This is a genomic window from Stenotrophomonas sp. TEPEL (assembly GCF_004348785.1).
Classification (GTDB): domain Bacteria; phylum Pseudomonadota; class Gammaproteobacteria; order Xanthomonadales; family Xanthomonadaceae; genus Stenotrophomonas; species Stenotrophomonas indicatrix.
This window is the reverse complement of the sequence record NZ_QQXJ01000001.1, coordinates 1999721-2019264: the sequence shown is the minus strand read 5'-3', so window position 1 is coordinate 2019264 and position 19544 is coordinate 1999721. Positions and strand designations below refer to the sequence as shown.

15 protein-coding genes are annotated in these 19544 nt (G+C 65.9%); 9 read left to right on the top strand and 6 right to left on the bottom strand.

Going from position 1 to position 19544, the window contains the following annotated elements; translation table 11 throughout:
- Positions 1-33: 33 nt before the first annotated feature.
- Complete coding sequence (locus tag TEP_RS09120) at positions 34-1437, bottom strand: GntP family permease (RefSeq protein WP_132825058.1); 1404 nt, start codon at positions 1435-1437, stop codon at positions 34-36.
- 181 nt (positions 1438-1618) lie between these two features.
- Between TEP_RS09120 and TEP_RS09115 the strand changes: the two genes are divergently transcribed.
- From TEP_RS09115 to TEP_RS09100, 4 genes are all read left to right on the top strand, one after another.
- Entirely contained in the window at positions 1619-3793 is a 2175-nt protein-coding gene (locus TEP_RS09115; RefSeq protein WP_132826490.1) for a TonB-dependent receptor, read from the top strand.
- A gap of 11 nt (positions 3794-3804) precedes the next feature.
- The gene (locus TEP_RS09110; protein WP_132825057.1) at positions 3805-4683 is read left to right on the top strand and encodes an alpha/beta hydrolase; all 879 of its coding nucleotides are present in this window, start codon (positions 3805-3807) and stop codon (positions 4681-4683) included.
- Positions 4684-4691: 8 nt separating this feature from the next.
- Positions 4692-5165, top strand: coding sequence for a MaoC family dehydratase (locus TEP_RS09105; RefSeq protein WP_132825056.1), 474 nt, complete (start codon positions 4692-4694; stop codon positions 5163-5165).
- Positions 5166-5234: 69 nt separating this feature from the next.
- A complete protein-coding gene (locus tag TEP_RS09100; protein WP_132825055.1) occupies positions 5235-8567 on the top strand; it encodes a PAS-domain containing protein in 3333 nt (1110 codons plus the stop codon).
- Between the two features lie 7 nt (positions 8568-8574).
- Here TEP_RS09100 and TEP_RS09095 read toward each other — a convergent pair whose 3' ends face one another.
- Positions 8575-9249 (bottom strand): response regulator transcription factor, encoded by a 675-nt coding sequence (locus TEP_RS09095; protein WP_132825054.1) that lies wholly within the window; start codon positions 9247-9249, stop codon positions 8575-8577.
- An 88-nt stretch (positions 9250-9337) separates the two neighbouring features.
- Between TEP_RS09095 and TEP_RS09090 the strand changes: the two genes are divergently transcribed.
- Together TEP_RS09090 and TEP_RS09085 are read left to right on the top strand one after the other, a co-directional pair.
- A complete protein-coding gene (locus TEP_RS09090; protein WP_132825053.1) occupies positions 9338-11182 on the top strand; it encodes a 3-hydroxybutyrate oligomer hydrolase family protein in 1845 nt (614 codons plus the stop codon).
- Between the two features lie 25 nt (positions 11183-11207).
- Positions 11208-12869 carry a fatty acid--CoA ligase gene (locus TEP_RS09085; protein ID WP_132825052.1) on the top strand — a complete coding sequence of 554 codons (1662 nt, stop codon included), beginning with the start codon at positions 11208-11210 and terminating at the stop codon, positions 12867-12869.
- Positions 12870-12962: 93 nt separating this feature from the next.
- Here TEP_RS09085 and TEP_RS09080 read toward each other — a convergent pair whose 3' ends face one another.
- From TEP_RS09080 to TEP_RS09065, 4 genes are all read right to left on the bottom strand, one after another.
- A complete protein-coding gene (locus TEP_RS09080; RefSeq protein ID WP_132825051.1) occupies positions 12963-14084 on the bottom strand; it encodes a hypothetical protein in 1122 nt (373 codons plus the stop codon).
- A gap of 60 nt (positions 14085-14144) precedes the next feature.
- A complete protein-coding gene (locus TEP_RS09075) occupies positions 14145-14597 on the bottom strand; it encodes a GFA family protein (RefSeq protein WP_132825050.1) in 453 nt (150 codons plus the stop codon).
- A gap of 122 nt (positions 14598-14719) precedes the next feature.
- A complete protein-coding gene (locus TEP_RS09070; protein ID WP_132825049.1) occupies positions 14720-15328 on the bottom strand; it encodes a hypothetical protein in 609 nt (202 codons plus the stop codon).
- Between the two features lie 380 nt (positions 15329-15708).
- Positions 15709-16290, bottom strand: a complete 582-nt coding sequence (locus tag TEP_RS09065; RefSeq protein ID WP_132825048.1) for a TetR family transcriptional regulator — start codon at positions 16288-16290, stop codon at positions 15709-15711.
- Between the two features lie 135 nt (positions 16291-16425).
- Here TEP_RS09065 and TEP_RS09060 point away from each other — a divergent pair, with 135 nt between their 5' ends.
- The 3 genes from TEP_RS09060 to TEP_RS09050 are packed head-to-tail and all read left to right on the top strand — an operon-like array spanning position 16426 to position 19432.
- Entirely contained in the window at positions 16426-17523 is a 1098-nt protein-coding gene (locus TEP_RS09060; RefSeq protein ID WP_132825047.1) for an alkene reductase, read from the top strand.
- A gap of 45 nt (positions 17524-17568) precedes the next feature.
- Complete coding sequence (locus TEP_RS09055) at positions 17569-18357, top strand: SDR family oxidoreductase (RefSeq protein WP_132825046.1); 789 nt, start codon at positions 17569-17571, stop codon at positions 18355-18357.
- Between the two features lie 52 nt (positions 18358-18409).
- Positions 18410-19432, top strand: coding sequence for an NADP-dependent oxidoreductase (locus TEP_RS09050; protein WP_132825045.1), 1023 nt, complete (start codon positions 18410-18412; stop codon positions 19430-19432).
- Positions 19433-19544: the final 112 nt, after the last annotated feature.

Sequence of the window (19544 nt, the reverse complement as noted above, 5' to 3'; positions counted from 1 at the left end):
ACCGACCTTCCAGAGGGTGCTGCGACGCCGCTGTCAAACCCAGCCGGTGGCGTAGTGGATGCCGATCACCACGAACACCGCGAGGGTCTTGATGATGGTCACTGCGAAAATGTCCTTGTAGGCCTGGCGATGGGTCAGCCCGGTGACCATCAGCAGGGTGATGACCGCACCGTTGTGCGGCAGGCTGTCCATGCCGCCCGACGCCATCGCGGCAACGCGATGCAGCACCTCCATGGGGATGCCGGCAGCCTGCGCGTTGGCGATGAAGGTCTCCGACATCGCCGCCAGGGCGATGCTCATGCCGCCCGATGCAGAGCCGGTGACACCGGCCAGACCGGTTACGGTGACCGCTTCATGCAGCAGGGGGTCCTTGATCGCCCCCAGCGCATTGGCCACCACCATGAAGCCCGGCAACGCGGCGATGACCGCGCCGAAGCCATATTCCGATGCGGTGTTCATGGCGGCCAGCACGGCACCACCGATCGCCGCCCGGGTGCCCTCGGCAAACTGGGTGACCACCGAGCGCCAGGCCAGCGCCAGCACCGACAGGATGCCAACCAGCAGCGCCCCCAGCACGGCCCAGATTGCGGTGATCTTCGCCACGCCCTGCACCACCGGCGCGGCGCTGCCCATGATCGACGGCACGAAGCTGTGCTCCGCACCGTACCAGTGCGGTATGCCCAGGGTGAACAGCTTGTTGGACACAAACACCAGCAGCAGCGGCAGCACGGCGATGCCCGCGTGGGCCAGATGCGTGCCTGCGAACGGTGCCGGCTCGTTCACCAGCGTGGCCGGGTCTCCGTAGCCCTCGCCACTGCGCACCGCCGCGCGACGGCGCCACTCCAGGTAGGCCATGCCTACCGCAAGCACGAACACACTGCCCAGCGTACCCAGCACCGGAGCCGCCCAGGTATCGGTGCCGAAGAACGTGGTCGGGATGATGTTCTGGATCTGTGGCGTACCCGGCAATGCGTCCATGGTGAAGCTGAAGCCGCCCACCCCCAGCGTGGCCGGAATCAGGCGCTTGGGGATGTTGCTCTGGCGGAACATCTCGGCCGCGAACGGATAGACCGCGAACACCACCACGAACAATGACACGCCGCCATAGGTGAGCAGGCCCGACACCAGCACGATCGACAGCATCGCCCGCTGCGGTCCGAACAAGCGGATCGCCGCGCCCACGATCGAGCGGGAGAAGCCGGCCAGTTCGATCAGCTTGCCGAACACCGCGCCCAGCAGGAACACCGGAAAATAGAGCTTGAGGAAGCCAACCATCTTGTCCATGAACAAGCCGGTGAACATCGGTGCCACCAGCGAGGGATCGGTGAGCAGCACTGCGCCAAGCGCGGCGATGGGCGCGAACAGGATCACGCTGTAGCCGCGATAGGCCACCAGGATGAGGAAGGCCAGCGCTGCAAGTACGATCAGTAACGACATACGGCGCTTCCGGGTGGGGACGCGCCCAGTATCCGGATCTGGCGACCGCTGCCGACTGGACCTAGGTCCACTCGCCGGTGCGCAACCGCGCCGCTAGCCTAGCGTCCATGGGTGGCAATGGGCCATTCGCCGCGTACATGCCTTGGGGGAGGACCGAATGAAACGGAATTGCTTGAGCCTGATGATCGGCACACTGCTGGCCACCGGGCCGGTTCTGGCGCAGGACGCACCGCAGGGCGCGCCGGCAGCCGCCCGCACCGCTTCGGCCACCAACCTGGACAGCATCACGGTGACCGCACGCAAGCGCGAGGAAACCCTGCAGGAGGTTCCGGTTGCCGTCACCGCCTTTACGTCCGAAGCCCTGGACAAGATGAACGTCCAGGACATCAGCGACCTTGATGGACAGGTCCCCAACCTGACCATCTACGCGGCGCGCGGCGCCAGCAGCACGGTCACCGCCTACATCCGCGGCATCGGCCAGTCCGACCCTACCTGGGGCGCTGACCCGGGCGTGGGCATCTACCTGGACGACGTCTACATCGCCCGTCCGCAGGGCGCGTTGCTGGACGTGTTCGATGTCTCGCGCATCGAGGTGCTGCGCGGTCCGCAGGGCACGCTGTACGGCAAGAACACCATTGGCGGTGCCATCAAGTACATCTCGCGCGGCCTGCCCACCCAGACCGAAGGCTTCGCCCAGATCACCGTCGGCAACTACAGCCAGTTGGACGCCAAGGCGGCGATCGGCGGCCCGATCGGCGGGGCCGACAGCGGCCTGCGCGCGCGCGTGGCGGTGGCCAGCATGAATCGTGACGGCTTCGGCGAGAACACCTTCACCGACCAGCCGGTCAGTGACAAGCAGATCAATGCTGCACGCTTCAACCTGGGTGCGTATGCGGGCGACGACTTCGACGTGCAGTTCGCTTTGGACTGGATCGACGACCAGTCCGGCATGCGTGGCTCGAAGATGCTGGCGCCCAACCCGTTCGTGCGCGCCTACCCGCCGATGGATGACCGCTACGACATACGCTCGGGCATGCGCAACCTCAACAGTGTGGAGACCAAGGGCGCCTCGGCCACGGTGAACTGGCGGCCCAGCGAAGACGTTGCATTGAAGTACGTGGTGGCCAAGCGCGGGTCGGACAGCGACGCGAACATCGACTTCGACAGCACGCCGGTCAAGCTGGCCGATGTAGGTGGCACTTACCATGACGACCAGGTGAGTAACGAGGTGCAGCTGAACTATGATGCCGGCGGCCGCGTGCGGGGGGTGGTGGGCCTGTACCAGTTCAGTGGCGAGGCCGGCGGACAGATCCGCAACAACTTCTTCAACCTGCAGTTCGGCGACACCCGCGGCAAGGTGCTGACCGACAGCATCGCGCTGTACGCCGACTGGACGTTCGACCTGACCAGCAAGCTGAAGCTGGACGTCGGCGCCCGCTACACCGACGAGGACAAGCGCGCGATCGTGCTCAACCGCTTCTACTCTGATGCGACGTTCACCCGTCCGATCGCGGTCGCCGCCGATTTCGACAAGAAGACCAATTTCAAGAACGTCTCGCCCAAGGTGTCGCTGGATTACCAGATCAGCCCGGACATCATGGTCTACGGCCTGGCCACGCGTGGCTTCAAGTCGGGCGGCTACAACATCCGCGCCAATGCCGTTGCGGTGCCACGCTCGGCCGAGCCGTTCGATGACGAGACGGTCGACAGCTTCGAGATCGGCAGCAAGATGGCCTTCCTCGATCAGCGCCTGTTCCTGAACCTGTCGGCGTTCCACAACAAGTACAAGGACATCCAGCTGTCGGTGTTCACCGGCATCGATACCAATGGCGACGGCGTCGACGATGCCTTCTTCGGCGATTTCACCAATGCCGGCGCCGGCACCATCAACGGCCTGGAAATCGAGTACCAGTACCTGCCCAGCCAGCACTGGCTGATCTCCGGCAACCTGGCCTGGCTGGATGCCAAGTATGACGAGTACATGGACCGTGGCGTCAACGTGGCCAAGCAGATGAAGTTCACCAACGCACCGGACTTCTCGGGCGCGTTGAACGTGGAGTACCGCACCGACCTGGCCAATGGCAACAACCTGTCCGCACGGGTGAGCTACAGCTATCAGAGCGAAGTATGGCCGACCACCGATCTGAGCCCGGTGATCCGCCAGGACGGCTACGGGCTGGTCAATGCCGGCGTGATCTGGAAGCTCGACGACGCCTGGACCTTCTCGCTGCAGGGCACCAACCTGGCCGACAAGGAATACCGTACCACCGGTTACAACATTCCGGCGGTCGGCACGCTGATTGGTTTCTATGGGCCGCCGCGCCAATATAGCCTCAGCGTCCGTTACGATTTCTAGGAAGCTTCTGCATGACACCGTCTTACGATGATCTGTACTGGAAAAGTGACGATGGCCTGCGCCTGCATGCGCGTGACCATGCTCCTGCAGGCGCGCAGCCGGCGCGCGGCACCGTGGTCTGCATTCCCGGCCTGACCCGCAATGGCGCCGACTTCGATGCGCTGGCCGCATCGCTGACCGCCGTCGGCTGGCGGGTGATCGCAGTTGACCTGCGTGGACGCGCAGGTTCGGAACGTGCATCGGACCCGTCCAGCTACAACCCGCGCACCTATGCCGACGACATGGTGGCGCTGCTGCGGTCGCAGAACATCGACAAGGCGGTATTCGTCGGCACCTCGCTGGGGGTGCTGGTCACCATCACCCTGGCCTCGCGTGCGCCCGGGCTGATCGCCGCGGCAGTTCTGAACGATGCCGGCCCCAGGGTGCCGCGCGAAGCGCTGGCGCGGATCGGCAAGTACGCCGGCAAGTCCGTGCCACCGATGGACCTGGCACAGGCCACGACCTATGTGGAATCCATCGGCAAGGCCGCGTTTCCGCGCTTCACCACCGACGACTGGCGGGCGATGGCCGTACGCACGTTCCGCCAGCGCAGCGATGGCCTGCTGGAGCTGGACTACGACCCGGCGGTGATCCATACCACGCGGCCGTGGGTGTTGTGGCTGCTGCGCCCGGTGCTGTGGCGCGCTGTGCGTGGCCTGACCTCGCGGGTGCCGGTGCTGGTGGTCCGCGGAGCGTTGTCGGACATCCTGCCTGCCGATGTCGCGCAGCAGATGGCCGCCACATCGCCCAACGCCCGCCTCGTTGAAGTACCGGAGGTAGGCCATGCGCCGATGCTGTCCGAGCCCGAGGCGCGTGACGCGATCCTGGCATTGCTGGGTCGCGTGCGATGAGTTCCGGCGTGTCGAGGGATGCGCTGCCTGCTGCCCTGCAGGCCCTGCACCAATGGGCGGCAAGCGAGCGGCTTAGCGGCAGCACGCGCATCGCGCAGTCGCGCATCAATGCCTTCGCCGAAGCCACCGGTGACCACAATTGGATCCACACCGATCCGGCCCGCGCACAGACCGGCCTGCCGGGCGGGCAGACCATCGCCCATGGGTTCCTTCTGCTCTCGCTTACCGTAGAGGACGACGTGGCGGCCCTGGCCGGTTTTCCCGGCATCGCCCACGTACTGAACTACGGCTTGAACAAGGTCCGCTTCCTGGCGCCCGTGCCGAGCGGTTCCGAGGTACGGGTGCGCTCGCAGCTGATGTCCTTGGAGGCGCGCCGGCCCGGGCAGTGGCTGCTGACCCAGCACAAGACCGTGGAAGTGGTTCCCGGCGGCGAGACAGCCGTGGTCGCCGAACAGTTGTCGCTGATCGTGCTCGCCGACTAGCGCCGCACCGTCGTCCCGCGCGGGGCGGGCCGGCTGCCCGCCGGCTGCGGTTCTCTCTACACTGGAGCGATGTTGACGCCCTCCATCGTCCTGTTCGCCTGCATCGCGTGGACCGTGCTGCTGTTCGGCGTCGCCCTGTGGGGGGAACGCCAGGGGCATCGGCTGTCGAAGGTATGGCCAGCCATCTACGCGCTGTCACTGGGCGTGCACTGCACGGCGTGGACCTACTACGGGGCTGCCTCGCAGGGCGTGCAATGGGGCTTCCCGATTCCGCCGACACTGATCGGCATGGCCCTCATTTTTGCCTTCGGCCTGCCGTTCCTGGTGCGGCTGGGCCGATTGGCCAAGCAGCACAACAGTGCCACCATCGCCGACCTGGTGGTCGCGCGCCTGCGCGCCGACCAAGGGCTGGGCATCACCATCACCCTGGTCGCGCTGTTCGGCATCATTCCCTACATCGCGCTGCAGCTGAAAGCGGTCAGCCAGGGCCTTGCCGCCCTGCTCGGTGACCAGTTCGCACCCGTTGGCTGGCAGCTGGACGTGTCGTTCTGGTTCGCGCTGACGATGGCGGCGTTCACCACCCTGTTCGGTGCACGCAAGGCGTCGGCGACCGAGCACAACCGCGGCATCGTGGTCGCGCTGGGCCTGGAATCGCTGTTGAAGCTGACGGCACTGCTGGCCATTGGCCTGTATGCCGCGCTATCGGTGCACAAGGCCGGCACGCCGCTGCTTGAGAAGATGGCGCACCTGCCGCCGCCGGCAGTGGTGCCGGATTACCTGACCATGGTGGCGCTCGGTGCCATGGCCGCGTTCACCCTGCCCCATCAGTTCCATGTAGGCGTGGTCGAGCTGCGCCAGTCATCGGACCTGAAGACGGCGCGCTGGCTGTTTCCGGTCTACCTGCTGTTGATCGGTCTGCCGTCGGTGCCGATGGCACTGGCCGGTGCCGCGCAGCTGCCGCCCTCGATGACGCCGGATCTGTACGTGCTGGCCCTGCCGCAGGAGCGCGGCCATCACCTGCTGGCACTGCTGGCATACCTGGGCAGTCTGAGTGCCGCCACCGGCATGATGATCCTGTCCGGGCTGACCCTGTCGATCATGCTCGGCAACCACGGCGTGGGCTCGCGCCTGCTGAGCGGGGTCAATGGCTTCAACACCGGCGCGGATCTACGACCGCGGGTGCTGGCCTTCCGGCGCGCCGGCATCCTCGCCGTGTTCCTGATGTCGTGGCTGTACAGCCGTGCGATGAGTGGCACCGAGGCGCTCAGCGATTTCGGCCTGATGTCGTTCACCGCGCTCTCGCAGCTGGCACCGGCGGTGCTGCTGGCGGTGTACCGTCCGCGCACGCCCTCCCCGGCCATCATCGCCGGCATCGTACTGGGCTCGCTGGTCTGGTTGTGGCTGGTGCTGCTGCCCATGGTGCTCCCTGCCCCGCTGGCGTCGGCCGGTCCCGACGGACTGCACTGGCTGACGATGTTTTCGCTGCGCATGCAGCCGGGCCACATCGCCATCAGCATGGGCGCCAGCTTGGCCGTCAACCTGGTGACGGTGGTGCTGGTGTCGCGTGCAGTGCGTCCACCGATGCCACGCCAGCGCGACGCGGTGGCCGCTGCATCGTTGCGCAAGACAGCTGGTCGCTTCCTCGGCCAGGAACGGGCACGGCAGCTGATGGACGGGCATGCCGGGCAGCTGCTGGACGACGACCGGGTGACCGCCATCGAGCGCGAACTGACCGCCGTGGTCGGTGCAGGCATGGCGCGGCTGCTGGTGGAGGCGGCACGCGATGGTGGCGCAGCGCCGCTGGACGCCGTTACCCGCGCGGTCGGTGAAGCCACCCAGGTACTGCGCTTCAACCAGCGCCTGCTGGAGGCTGCCCTGGAGAACATGAGCCAGGGCATCAGCGTGGTCGATGCGCAGTTGCAACTGGTGGCCTGGAACAGCCGCTACGCCGCGCTGTTCAAGTTCCCGCCGGAGCTGCTGCAGGTGGGGCAACCGGTGTCGAACCTGACGGCGTGGGCACTGGGACAGCTGAAGATCGGCGACACCCCTGGTGACTCGCGCGACAAGGCGTTGCAGCGGCGGGTGGTGCACATGCGGCGCGGCACGCCGCATCTCTCCGAGCGGATTTTCCCGGACAACACCATCGTCGAGATCCGCGGCAACCCGATGCCCGGTGGCGGCTACGTGGCCACCTTCACCGATGTCACCGCGTTCCGGCGGGCAGAGAACGCGCTCAAGCGCAGCAATGAAACCCTGGAGCGTCGCGTACAGGACCGCACGGCCCGGCTGGAGCAGGCGGTGCTTGAAGCCGAGCGGGCCAACGTGGCCAAGACCCGCTTCCTGACCGCGGTCGGCCATGACCTGATCCAGCCCCTGCATGCGGCGCAGCTGTTGACCGACGCCATGTCGCAGCACATCGAATCGGAATTCCTGGACAGCTTCCTGCGCCAGATTCGCGGCGCGCTGGATTCCACCAACGATCTGCTGTCGGGCCTGCTGGATATTTCGCGACTGGAAGCCGGTGGCCTGGTGGCCGATCCGCGCCCGTTCGCATTGTCGACCGTGCTGGAGCCGCTTGCGCAGGAGTTCGCGGTGCTGGCCGCGGCGCGCGGCCTGCAGTTCCGCCATGTGCGCACCCGCGTGTGGGTGCACAGCGACCCGTTGCTGCTGCGCCGCGTACTGCAGAACTTCCTGGCCAACGCTATCCGCTACACCCGCCGTGGCGGCGTTCTGCTGGGCGTTCGCCGGCACGGCCAGGCACTGTCGATCGGCGTGCATGACAGCGGCCCCGGCATCGCGCCGGAGCAACAAGCCGTGGTGTTCGAGGAATTCCACCGTGGCGACCGCAGCAATGGCCAGGGCCTCGGTCTTGGCCTGACCATCGCGCACCGCATTGCCGACCTGCTGCATGCACCGTTGGAACTGCAAAGCGAACTGAATCGCGGCTCGGCATTCTCCATCACCGTGGCGCGTGCAGCGCCGCCTGAGGCCCCACGCACTGAGCCCGCCGCTGGCAACAGCAGCATCAAGGGCATCCGCGTGCTGGTGGTCGACAACGATGCGGAGGCGCTGGAGGCAATGCGGCTGATGCTGCTTGCCTGGGGCTGCGATGTCATCGCGGCGCGCGATGTCGCTGGGCTGGGTGCATCCGCACATGAAGCGGCACTGTGGTTGTTCGACTACCACCTTGATGAGGGCGATACCGGCGTCGCACTGTGGAAGCGCCTTGTCGCCGTGCATGGCGCGCGGCCGACGGTGATCCTCAGCGCCGATACCGGCAGCGACACGCGCGATGCGGTGCGCAGTGTGGGCCTGTCACTGCTGAACAAGCCCTTCAAGCCGTTGGCGCTGCGCTGGGCGATCAACCATCTGCTGGCAACGGCCAGCACGGAAAGGACCTGACGAAGGATCAGGCGTCCTGCGCGTCTTCGATCTGCCGGGATGGGTCGGTCAACCCCATCTCGTGCAGCACACGGATGGCCTGCGCGCGATTGCGTACGCCCAGTCGTCCCATGATGCGGGTCATGTGTGCCTTGACCGTGCGCAACTGCACGCCCAGCCGGTCGGCGATCTGCTTGTTGAGCAGCCCTTCGGCCACCAGGCTCAGCACTTTGTACTGATGCGCGGACAGGCTGGACAAGCGCGCGGCAAGATCGGCGTCCTTGCTGAAGGGCGCCACCCGCGCCACCGGCTCGCGCAGCAGCGCCGGTATCCAGCGCTCACCTTCCAGCACGGTCTGCAGTGCGGACTGCAGGTCGGTCAAGCCCGAGCTCTTGGGCAGGTACCCGGCTGCCCCCAGGTCGATGGCGCGGCGGATCACGTGCGGCTCTTCATTGGCCGAAACGATGATGATCGCCAAGCCCGGTTGCAGCGCACGTATGGTCGCCAGTCCGGCCAGGCCGTGGTTGCCCGGCATGTGCAGGTCCAGCAGCATCAGATCGATCTGCGTGCTCTCGATCGCTTCGAGCACGCCGTGCAGCGAATCGGCCTCGCTGATCTGCAGGTCAGCCACCGCCTCTTCGGCGGCGCGATGCAGCGCCGCGCGGAACAAGGGGTGGTCATCGGCGATGAGCAGGGTCGGCATGTCCAGCCGAGGTTAGCAAATCGCCCGCGCCTGGGCACGGGTACCAAGGTACGCTGGCGTGCGCGGCCCGGATGGTTAGGGTGGAGCAATGAACATCCACCGCCCCGTCATGCTGCTGTGCGCCGCGCTGCCATTGCTTCTGGGCAGCATCTCCAGCACTCACGCCGCCCCGCCCCGCCCCACTACCGCTGTTCCGGTGTTCGAGCAGTGGCGGGAAACCGTGCATCGCGGCAGCGACGAATTGCTGACCGCAGGCCTGGGCATCGACGCCCTGCGCTCGGCCACCGCGCCGGCGTTTGCCAACCCGGCCCAGCCCACAGCGGAGGAAGTCCGGCGTCGTGCGATCTGGAGCAGCTGGCGCGGCATCGCCGACCTGACACCCGGCGGCGGCTTTGGCGATGTCTACGGCAGCCTGCAGGCGGTACCCGGCCGCGAGTTCTCCGCCCATGCGCGCGTTCCCGGCGCCCGCCATCCCCATCGGGTACTGGTGCAGGTGCCCGACAGCTTCGACGCCGCGCGGCGCTGCCTGGTCGTCGCGGCATCTTCCGGTTCGCGTGGCATCCATGGCGCGATCGCGGTTGCCGGCAGCTGGGGCCTGGCACATGGCTGCGCGGTCGCCTATACCGACAAGGGCGCCGGCAGTGATTACTACGACCTGGACGCCAAGGCCGGCGTCCAGGCAGACGGCACGCCAGCCAGCCAAGGCGCGTTGGCCTTCCTTCCTGCGGGTGCGACAGCCGCGCAGGGAATCGCCTTCAAACATGCCCATTCGGGTGACAACCCGGAAGCAGACTGGGGACGCCATCTGCTGCAGGCGCTGCAGTTCGGCCTGCAGGCGCTGGACCGTGCCTACCCCGAATCTGCTCCATTCACGGCGGCGAACACGCGCACGCTCGGCGTGGGCGTATCCAATGGCGGTGGCGCCGTGCTGCGCGCGGCGGAGATCGAAGGCGACTGGTTCGATGCGATGGTGGCCGGCGAACCCAATGTCTCGGTGGCCGGCGCACCAGCGCTGTATGACTTCGTCACCCAGGCCGCGTTGCTGATGCCCTGTGCCCTGCTGACCGAGGACGATCTACCACAACCGCCGATGCGGGCGCAGGCCGTGCCAGGGTGGACCCAGCGATGTGCCACGCTGAAATCCGCTGGGTTGGTGCAAGGCGATGACACTGCAACACAGGCACGGTCGGCACGGCAGCAGCTGCTCGACGCGGGTTTGAGCGCCGATGCACTTCGCGCCGGCGCATTCTCCACCGGCTTCGATCTGTGGCGCGCCATCGCAGCGACTTACTCGTCAGCCTATGGACGCTACGCCACGGGCGAACATCCCTGCGCGTACAGCTTCTCGGCCGCCGGCACCGACGGCAGACCCCACGCGGCCACGGCCGAGGTTCGTGCAACCTGGTGGAGCGAGGGCAGTGGCATCCCGCCGGGCAGCGGCGTGGTTCTGGTGGACGGCAATGCCACCGGGGCAGCAGCTGATCCGCTGCGTGGCCTGAACTGCCTGCGTGCACTCGGCGAGGGCGACAGCGCCGACGCCCGACGGGTACGCGCCGGCATCACCGCAGCGACTGCCAAGGCGCCGCGTCGCGGCCTGCCGATCGTGGTCATCCATGGCCTGGACGACGGGCTGGTACCGATCAGCATGACCAGTGATCGCTACGTGCCACTTGCCCGCAAGGCCGGGGCGCAGATCGCCTATTGGCGGGTGAACAAGGCACAGCACTTCGACTCGCTGCTGGCCTTCCCGGACTACCGGAAGCGCTACGTCCCGCTGCTGCCCTACCTGTTCGCGGCGATGGACCAGGTGTGGGAACACCTTGAAGATCCAGCGCGAGCGCTGCCGCAGGATGCACTCATCCAGCCGAGCCCACGCGCGGAGGCGCCGCTGCTGCGCGAGCAGCTGTCCATTCCCGCGCCCCCCGGCCGCTGACGCGCCGCCCCATCAGGAAGATCACATGTCATTCGCCACCGCCGCAGACGCGCCCGCCGCCGAGCCTCAGGCCTACCCCCTGCTGATCAAGCAGCTGCTGCTGACACCTCTGGCAGTGCGTCCACGGCAGGAAATCGTCTACGGCGACAAGGTCCGCTTCGACTACCGCACCCTGCAGGCGCGCATCGGCCAGTTGGCCGGGCTGCTGACCTCGCTCGGGGTAAAGCGCGGCGATACCGTGGCGGTGATGGACTGGGACAGCAACCGCTACCTGGAGAGCTATTTCGCCGTGCCGATGATCGGAGCGGTGCTGATGATGGTGAACATCCGCCTGGCGCCCGAGCAGATTGCCTATACGCTCAATCACAGCGGTGCGCGGGTGATCCTGGCCAACCGCGAGTTCCTGCCGGTGCTGGACGCCATCGAAGAACAGCTGCCGGACATGCGCACACGCATCCTGCTGGATGATGATGAGGGCCCGCTGCCAGCGGGTTTCGTGACCGAGTATGAAGCCGGGCTGCGCGAGGCCACGCCCATCACCCGCTTCCCCGACTTCGACGAGAACACCCGCGCCACCACGTTCTATACGACCGGCACCACAGGCCTGCCCAAAGGCGTGTACTTCAGCCATCGGCAACTGGTACTGCACTCGCTTGCGGCGATGGCAGCCCTCGGCAGCACGTCCAGCCAGGGGCGCCTGCACCGCGACGATGTCTACATGCCGATCACGCCGATGTTCCACGTCCATGCCTGGGGCATGCCGTACGTGGCCACGCTGCTGGGCATCAAGCAGGTCTACCCCGGCCGCTACCTGCCGGGCGCGTTGCTGGCGCTGATCGCCCGCGAGAAGGTAACGTTCTCGCACTGCGTGCCGACCATCCTGCATATGCTGCTGGGCCATCCCACTGCTGCCGATACCGACCTGCGCAACTGGAAGGTGATCATCGGCGGTGCGGCACTACCGCGGGCGCTGGCGCAGCAGGCACTGGCCCGTGGCATCGACATCTTCGGCGGCTACGGCATGTCCGAAAGCTGCCCGCTGCTCACCCTCGCGCAGATCGATGCCGACGCCGTGGACGGCCCGGACGAGGAGCTGTCCCTGCGCACCAAGGCCGGCATTCCGGTGCCGCTGGTTGACCTGCGCATCGTCGACGAACGCATGAATGATGTTGCCCACGATGGCATCGCCACCGGGGAAGTGGTGGTGCGCACGCCCTGGCTCACCCCCGGCTATCTGCACAATCCGGACGCTTCGACGGCGTTATGGGCCGGCGGTTACCTGCACACCGGGGACATCGGCAACATCGATGGCAGCGGCTACCTGCGCGTGACCGATCGCATCAAGGATGTGATCAAGACCGGTGGCGAGTGGATCTCCTCGCTCGCCCTGGAGGACATCATCGCCCTGCATCCGGCGGTCAACGAGGTCGCGGTGATCGGCATCAGCGATACGAAATGGGGCGAGCGACCGCTGCCGTTGGTGGTCCGGCAGCACGGCAGCGATGTGACCGAGGCGGAGATCATCGAACTGGTCGCAGCACGCAGCCGCTCCGGTGATATCTCCCGCTACGCGATCCCCGACCGCGTCAGCTTCGTCGATTCGCTGGAACGCACAAGCGTAGGCAAGATCAACAAGAAGAAGCTGCGCAGCCTGCATGATTCGGGTGGTGCCACCGACGCCCGCTGAGACCAGCACCTGCAGGGCGAAGACGGTTCTGCTGCAACCCGCACGATGCGGGTTGCAGCATCGCAGGGCCCGTGCACCTTTCGCCCATCTGCATCAGGGCGTGTGCCCGGTGCCTTCGAACGCGTGTTCGTAGGTGGACAGTGCTGCAGCAGGTTCTACCAGCCCGATCCTGCTATCCAGGGTGAGTGCGGGCCCTGAACTGCGAAGGTCGACGATGGCGACCGAGCCGACACAGTCAGTGATCAACTGGCAGGCGTCGGCAGCTTCGTCCACGCTCAAGGAGTCGCCGCTGCCCCCGTCTTCCGTCAGCCACGCCATCAAAAGCGTGCGAAGCTCGCTTTGGGGTGGTTCCAGACGTTGCCTGCTACGCCCAAGCATTTCCCCGGACGCCGTATCCCGCTGCGCCACCGGCGCTGTCGTGGGTCTCTTGCTGTCAACCAGACGCTCCAATCTGGCATGGGCCACGGGCGCATAGGTCACAGGCTTGCCGGTCTGCTCTGGCCACAGCACATAATTCACGCTCGCCGCCGCCGGCCTGTTGAACTGGTGCCTCAGCCTGAGGGCAAGGATGACCAGTTTGGTAAGTTGCCAGCATTTGCCGGGCTGTCGCTGTTCGATCTCCGAAAGCTGGTCAGCCGCAAGTACGGCATCTGTTTTCTGTAACCACCCAAGATAGCGTTCAAGCTCGGCGTCGGCTTCCTCCACACGCTTTGCCTTGCGTTCCTTCTCCAGCTGATCCCTACTGGCTTTGCTGACCGACGCAGGAGCCCCATTGCCATCGGGACTCTCACCCAGATCCCATGCGGGTGCCCGCTTCAGGTCAACGGCAGACCCATCGCAGCGTTTGGCCTGGAAGACCGCCAACCGGTAGCGCTCGTCCTGCCCAGGTGCGGCGATCAGCAGCGCGAAGTCACTGCCAAAGGTGTTTTCTGCCGGGCGGCTGTAATGGAGCCAGCGCAGGCCCATGCGATTGCCGCCAACGTCGCCTTCTGGCCAGATGCAGCTTGCATGGCGGATGCTCGACCCCAAGTGCCCCAGAAACAGGCTGGTAAGCGCTTCCTCATCGAGCTTCCTTCCAATGGAAAGCGCGTTGAAGTCATCAAATGCTGCGCAGACTGCAAGTAATGGCAGGCCCACACCATCGGTCGCGGGCAGGCCTTCAAGGCTTTTCCGGAGCGTATCCAGTACCAGGTCGTGAGTGATTGGCGAGCTCATCTGCGCAGTCCTTTTGATCATGCCCCACGATTCATCCATGGACATTGCGGCCTCGTATCGTCAGGGGCGAGGACATGGCTGCGGATGTTTCTGGCTCACATGAAGTGGACCATCCCACCCATCGAGGTACTTCGGCAGCGCATCTGCAACGTCGATGACACGCTCCCGGTAGAACAGGTGCATCGTTGGCGCAAACGCTGCATCCAGTACGCCATCAGCGGCTCGGGCAACCACAGCATTGGGAACCACGCGCATGCCCAGGCGATTGGTGCCAAACAACACCTCGCCACAGTTCAGGCAGAAGGTCTTGGAAAGCTGCTTGGACGGGTGTTGGAAACGCGCATTCTTCGTCCCCGAAACGCTCACCGATTCGGCCGCCCATGCGGTGGCCGAGAGCATCGCAACGCCGTAGAAGTCCCTGCAGGTGGCGCAGTGGCAGTTCGCCTGCGCAGCGGGACGGCCATGCAGCTCCATGGTATTTGTGCCGCACAGGCAGGTGATGCGAAGGGACATGAACGTTTCTGAAGGGAGTGGCTGGCGAGGAGTGTGCTGCTACCGCTCAGCCTTCGCAACAGGACGCCTCCAGGTCCGGGCCCGCCCCTGCAAATATCAAACAGAGGCCGGGCCCGATTCGGTCACGGCTGCGCTGGACCCACGTCGCTGGTACCGGCGCGATCACAGAATTCGAGGGCCATGCCCGGCGCCTTCACCTCGTCGCACGATGTCCACTGCGGGCGCAACCCCAGCACGTACTCGACGCGGTCGTGGAACAGCTTCAGATCGGCCACGCCGTAACGCCCGTCCATCAGGAGATCCTGGCGGAAGCTGTTGTGAATCTCCGGTATCGCCGGGTTTGCCCAGTACGAGCTCTGGTCATCGGCACGGGTCTGCACCGCAAACCGGGCACGCGTGCCACCCGCTTCTTCCGAGAAGGCAACTGTATACCAGCTCACCGCCGTCATACGCACGTTGTAGAACGTCGTCATGGTTCCCTGGTAGCCCATGCGCCGCTCCACATAGCCATATTCACGCTTGGCTGCAATACCGGGCGCGCCAGCGTCGTACTTCATCTTGCCCGGCGCCAGTAGATTCAACACTTCAGTAGCCGCGGTGCGCACTTGATCGATTGATTTACCCGGATAGAGGCGGGACGCAGCCGCCGTCTGCTCGGGTGTTTCCTTCTTTGGAAGCATGCCGCATCCGCTGACAGACAGCGCCAGCGCCAAAACCACAGTGATTCTCACAGAACTACGTCCTTATATCTGGAACAGGAATGCGACATCGAGAGAGCGATACGCCCTCCTCCTGCGCATTAGCGGCAGCCGCACAACTTTCTTGACGGTCGCCGTGCTGGGGTTATGCAGCAACGAAGCCGCGACCACATGCTGTCGATGGCCCACTGGCACAAACCCGGGATCTGACCAAACGCTGCCGGCGCCAGCCGCGATGCCGGTGTGCAGCGAGGGAAAGGCCACAGAATGCCTGTTCCGACCGCAAGGACGCTCCCGACAGTGCACCATTAGAGGGGTCCTTCGAGAGGACCTGCGAGCATCCGAACGCACCCTGGCCGTACGATGTCGGCCGCAGGATGAAACGCGAATCCCCTGACTGAAAAAGCCGCAGTTCAGTTACCAGGCTCGTCCACCAGCCGGGCCAGCAGATCCGCTCGACAAGCGCTCAGGATTTCATCCGCCAGCGGCGATTCGTCCGGGCAGGACCTCGACAGCACCAGCGCGCCGACCGCTTGAGCCATCAGCGCAATCCTGCGCGCACGCGCAGCATCGTCCGGATCGCGCTGCGCCTGCCCCTCCTGCGTGGCACGTGTTGCCAGCCGAGCCTCGATGCCGGCCGCAAAGGCAGCCTTGACCGCGTCCGTCTGCCGCGCCGCATCGGTGCACAGCGCCGCCAGCGTGCAACCCTGGCCGGGCCCGTCGCGGTGCGCGCGGGACAGGTACTCGCTCACGAATGCCTGCACATCCAGATCAGCCACCGCTGCGGCCGAGCTGGTCAGGCCGCAGGCGGCTGCTTCGGCCATCAGGTCGGCCTTCGAGCCGAAATGCTTGTAGAAGCCGCCATGGGTGAAGCCAGCGGCGGCCATCAGGTCGGCCACGCCAACGCCGTCGTAGCCCCGTTCGCGGAACAGCGTGGAGGCGGTTTCGACGATGTGTGCCCGGTTGGCCTGAGCCTGTGCCTTGGTGACCTTCATGAGCCTTCGCCCTTGGGAGTCCTGTCGCGTGTGGAGGGCACTTTAACACACATAGATTATATTCATCATCAAACCATTGACATCAATGATGATGGTCATCATCATTGCTCCAGACCCCTAGACGAGCCCCACCCCATGTCCGACGCCACGCTTTTCCAGCCCTATCCCCTCGGCGCGCTGACGCTGGCCAACCGCATCGTGATGGCACCACTGACGCGCAACCGCGCCGGCGAAGGCCTGGTGCCCAGTCCGCTGGCCAGCACCTACTACGCCCAGCGCGCATCAGCCGGCCTGATCATCAGCGAAGCCACCCAGGTCTCGGCGCAGGCGCAGGGCTACCAGGACACCCCGGGGCTGTACACGCAGGACCAGATCGACGGCTGGCGCACCGTCACCGATGCAGTGCACGCACGCGGCGGGCACATCTTCGTGCAGCTGTGGCACGTCGGCCGCATCTCGCACGTCGACCTGCAGCCCGGCAACGCCGCGCCGGTTTCCTCCTCGGCCCTCCGCGCGCAGACCAAGACCTTCGTCAACAATGGTTTCGTCGATGTGTCCGAGCCGCGCGCCCTGGACATCGAAGAGCTGCCCGCCATCGTCGACGATTTCCGCCAGGCGGCTGCCAACGCCATCGCAGCGGGATTTGACGGCGTGGAGATCCACGGCGCCAACGGCTACCTGCTCGAACAGTTCATCAAGGACGGAGCCAACCAGCGCACCGACGCGTATGGCGGCTCGGTCGAGAACCGCGCCCGCCTCCTGCTTGAAGTGACGGCTGCGGTGGCGGGCGAAATCGGCGCTGACCGCACCGGCGTGCGCATTTCGCCGGTGTCGCCGGCCAATGCCATTTCCACCGTCAGTGATCCGCAGCCCCAGTACGACTACATCGTCGATCAACTCAGCGCACTGGGCATTGTCTACCTGCATGTGGTCGAGGGCGCCACGGGTGGCCCGCGCGATGTGGCACCGTTCGACTTCGATGGGCTGCGCCGTCGCTTCAACGGCACCTACCTGGCCAACAACGGCTACGACCTGCAGCTGGCCAGCGCCCGTATAGCTGAAGGCAAGGCCGATCTGGTCGCCTTCGGTCGCCCGTTCATCAGCAACCCCGACCTGGTCGAGCGCCTCAAGCGCGGCGCAGCGCTGGCGGCAGTGAACCCGGCCACGCTGTATGGCGGTGGCGCCGAAGGCTACACCGACTACCCCACCCTGGCTGAAGCGCGCGCGCAGTAACACGGCCGCCCGCATCCGACACGTCCCCCGTCCAGAGAATCCATCATGTCCGTCCTCCCTTCCGTCCTCATCACCGGCGCTTCCAGCGGCATCGGTGCCACCTATGCCGACCGCTTCGCGCGGCGCGGGCATGACCTCGTCCTGGTCGCCCGTGACAGCGCCCGACTGGAAGCACTCGCCGCGCGACTGCGCCAAGAGACCGGCGTGGCGGTGGACCTACTGCCGGCCGATCTCACCCAGGCCGACGCGCTGGCCACGGTCGAGGCACGGCTGCGCGACGATGCGCGCATCGGCATCCTCATCAACAATGCCGGTATCGCCCAGTCGGGCGACTTCCTCGCACAGTCGGCCGACGCCATCGACCGCCTGGTCACCCTGAACACCACCGCGCTCACGCGCCTGGCCGCCGCCATTGCGCCGCGCCTGGTCAGTGCCGGCAACGGCGCGATCGTCAACATCGGATCGGTGGTTGGCCTTGCACCGGAGTTCGGCATGTCCGTGTACGGCGCGAGCAAGGCGTATGTGCTGTTCCTGTCGCAGGGCCTGAGCCAGGAACTGGCTCCGAAGGGCGTCCATGTGCAGGCCGTGCTGCCCGCTGCCACGCGCACCGAGATCTGGGAACGCGCCGGTATCGACATCACCACGCTTGCTGAAGTGATGGACGTGGGCGAACTGGTCGATGCAGCGCTGGTCGGCTTCGATCGTCGCGAAACGGTGACCATTCCGCCGCTGCACGTGGCCCAACGCTGGGACACGCTGGATGGCACACGCCAGGCCCTGCTCGGCGACATCCGCCAGGCACACGCCGCAGAGCGCTACCGCAGCGGCGCCTGAGGCCGGCCTCCGTTGCATCCACCCGGCCCCATCACTGCAGGAACCGTCCGCCATGAAAGCCTTCATCATTGACCGCTACAGCAGCAAGGACGTCGGCCGCATCGCCGACGTGCCCGAGCCGCATGTGGGCGACGAGGATGTCCTGATCCGGGTCCATGCCGCAGGCGTGAATGCACTGGACAGCAAGATCAGGCACGGCGAGTTCAAGCAGATCCTGCCCTATCGCTTTCCGTTGATCCTGGGCAACGATGTGGCCGGGACGGTGGTGCGGGTCGGCGATCGCGCAGGCCGGTTCAAGCCGGGCGACCAGGTGTATGCCCGCCCGGACGATGATCGCATCGGCGGATTTGCCGAGTACATCGCGGTCAAGGCCTCTTCGGTAGCACCAATACCGAAGAACCTTGGCATGGTCGAGGCGGCCGCCCTGCCACTGGTGGCACTGACCGCCTGGCAGGTGCTGGTCGAAACCGCAGCACTGAAGAAGGGACAGCGGGTCTTCATCCAGGCCGGCTCCGGTGGCGTCGGCACGATTGCGATCCAGCTTGCCAAGCACCTGGGCGCCTTCGTCGCCACCACCACCAGCACGGCCAACGTTGCCTGGGTGAAGGCACTGGGTGCGGACGTCGTCATCGATTACCGACAGCAGGACTTTGCTGCCGTGCTGCGTGACTACGACGTGGTCCTCCACAGCCTCGGCAGCGACGAACTCGATCGATCCCTCGGCATCCTCAAGCCCGGCGGTCACCTGATTTCCATTTCCGGGCCACCCACGCCGGCATTCGGTGCGGCAAGAGGATTGGCCTGGCCGCTGCGGCAGGTGCTGCGGCTGTTGAGCCTTCGCATCCGCCGCAAGGCCGCGCGCAGGAACATCCGATACAGCTTCGTGTTCATGCGTGCTGATGGGCAACAGCTGGAACAGGTCACGGCACTGGTCGAATCAGGCGCCCTGCGCCCGGTGGTGGACACGGTCTTTCCCTTCGAGGAAACCGGCAGAGCATTGGACTACATGGACGGCGGCCGCGCCAAGGGCAAGGTGGTGGTGCAGATGGTGCAGACACAGCACGTGCAGGCCTGAGGAGCGCGCTGAGCGGACAGGTGCGCCCGATACAGGACGGCCGGCAAGCGTTGACTCCAGCACGTGGTGGCGCCCCCGGTGCGCACAGGGAGTGCCCGTGCCCGCCACGGCG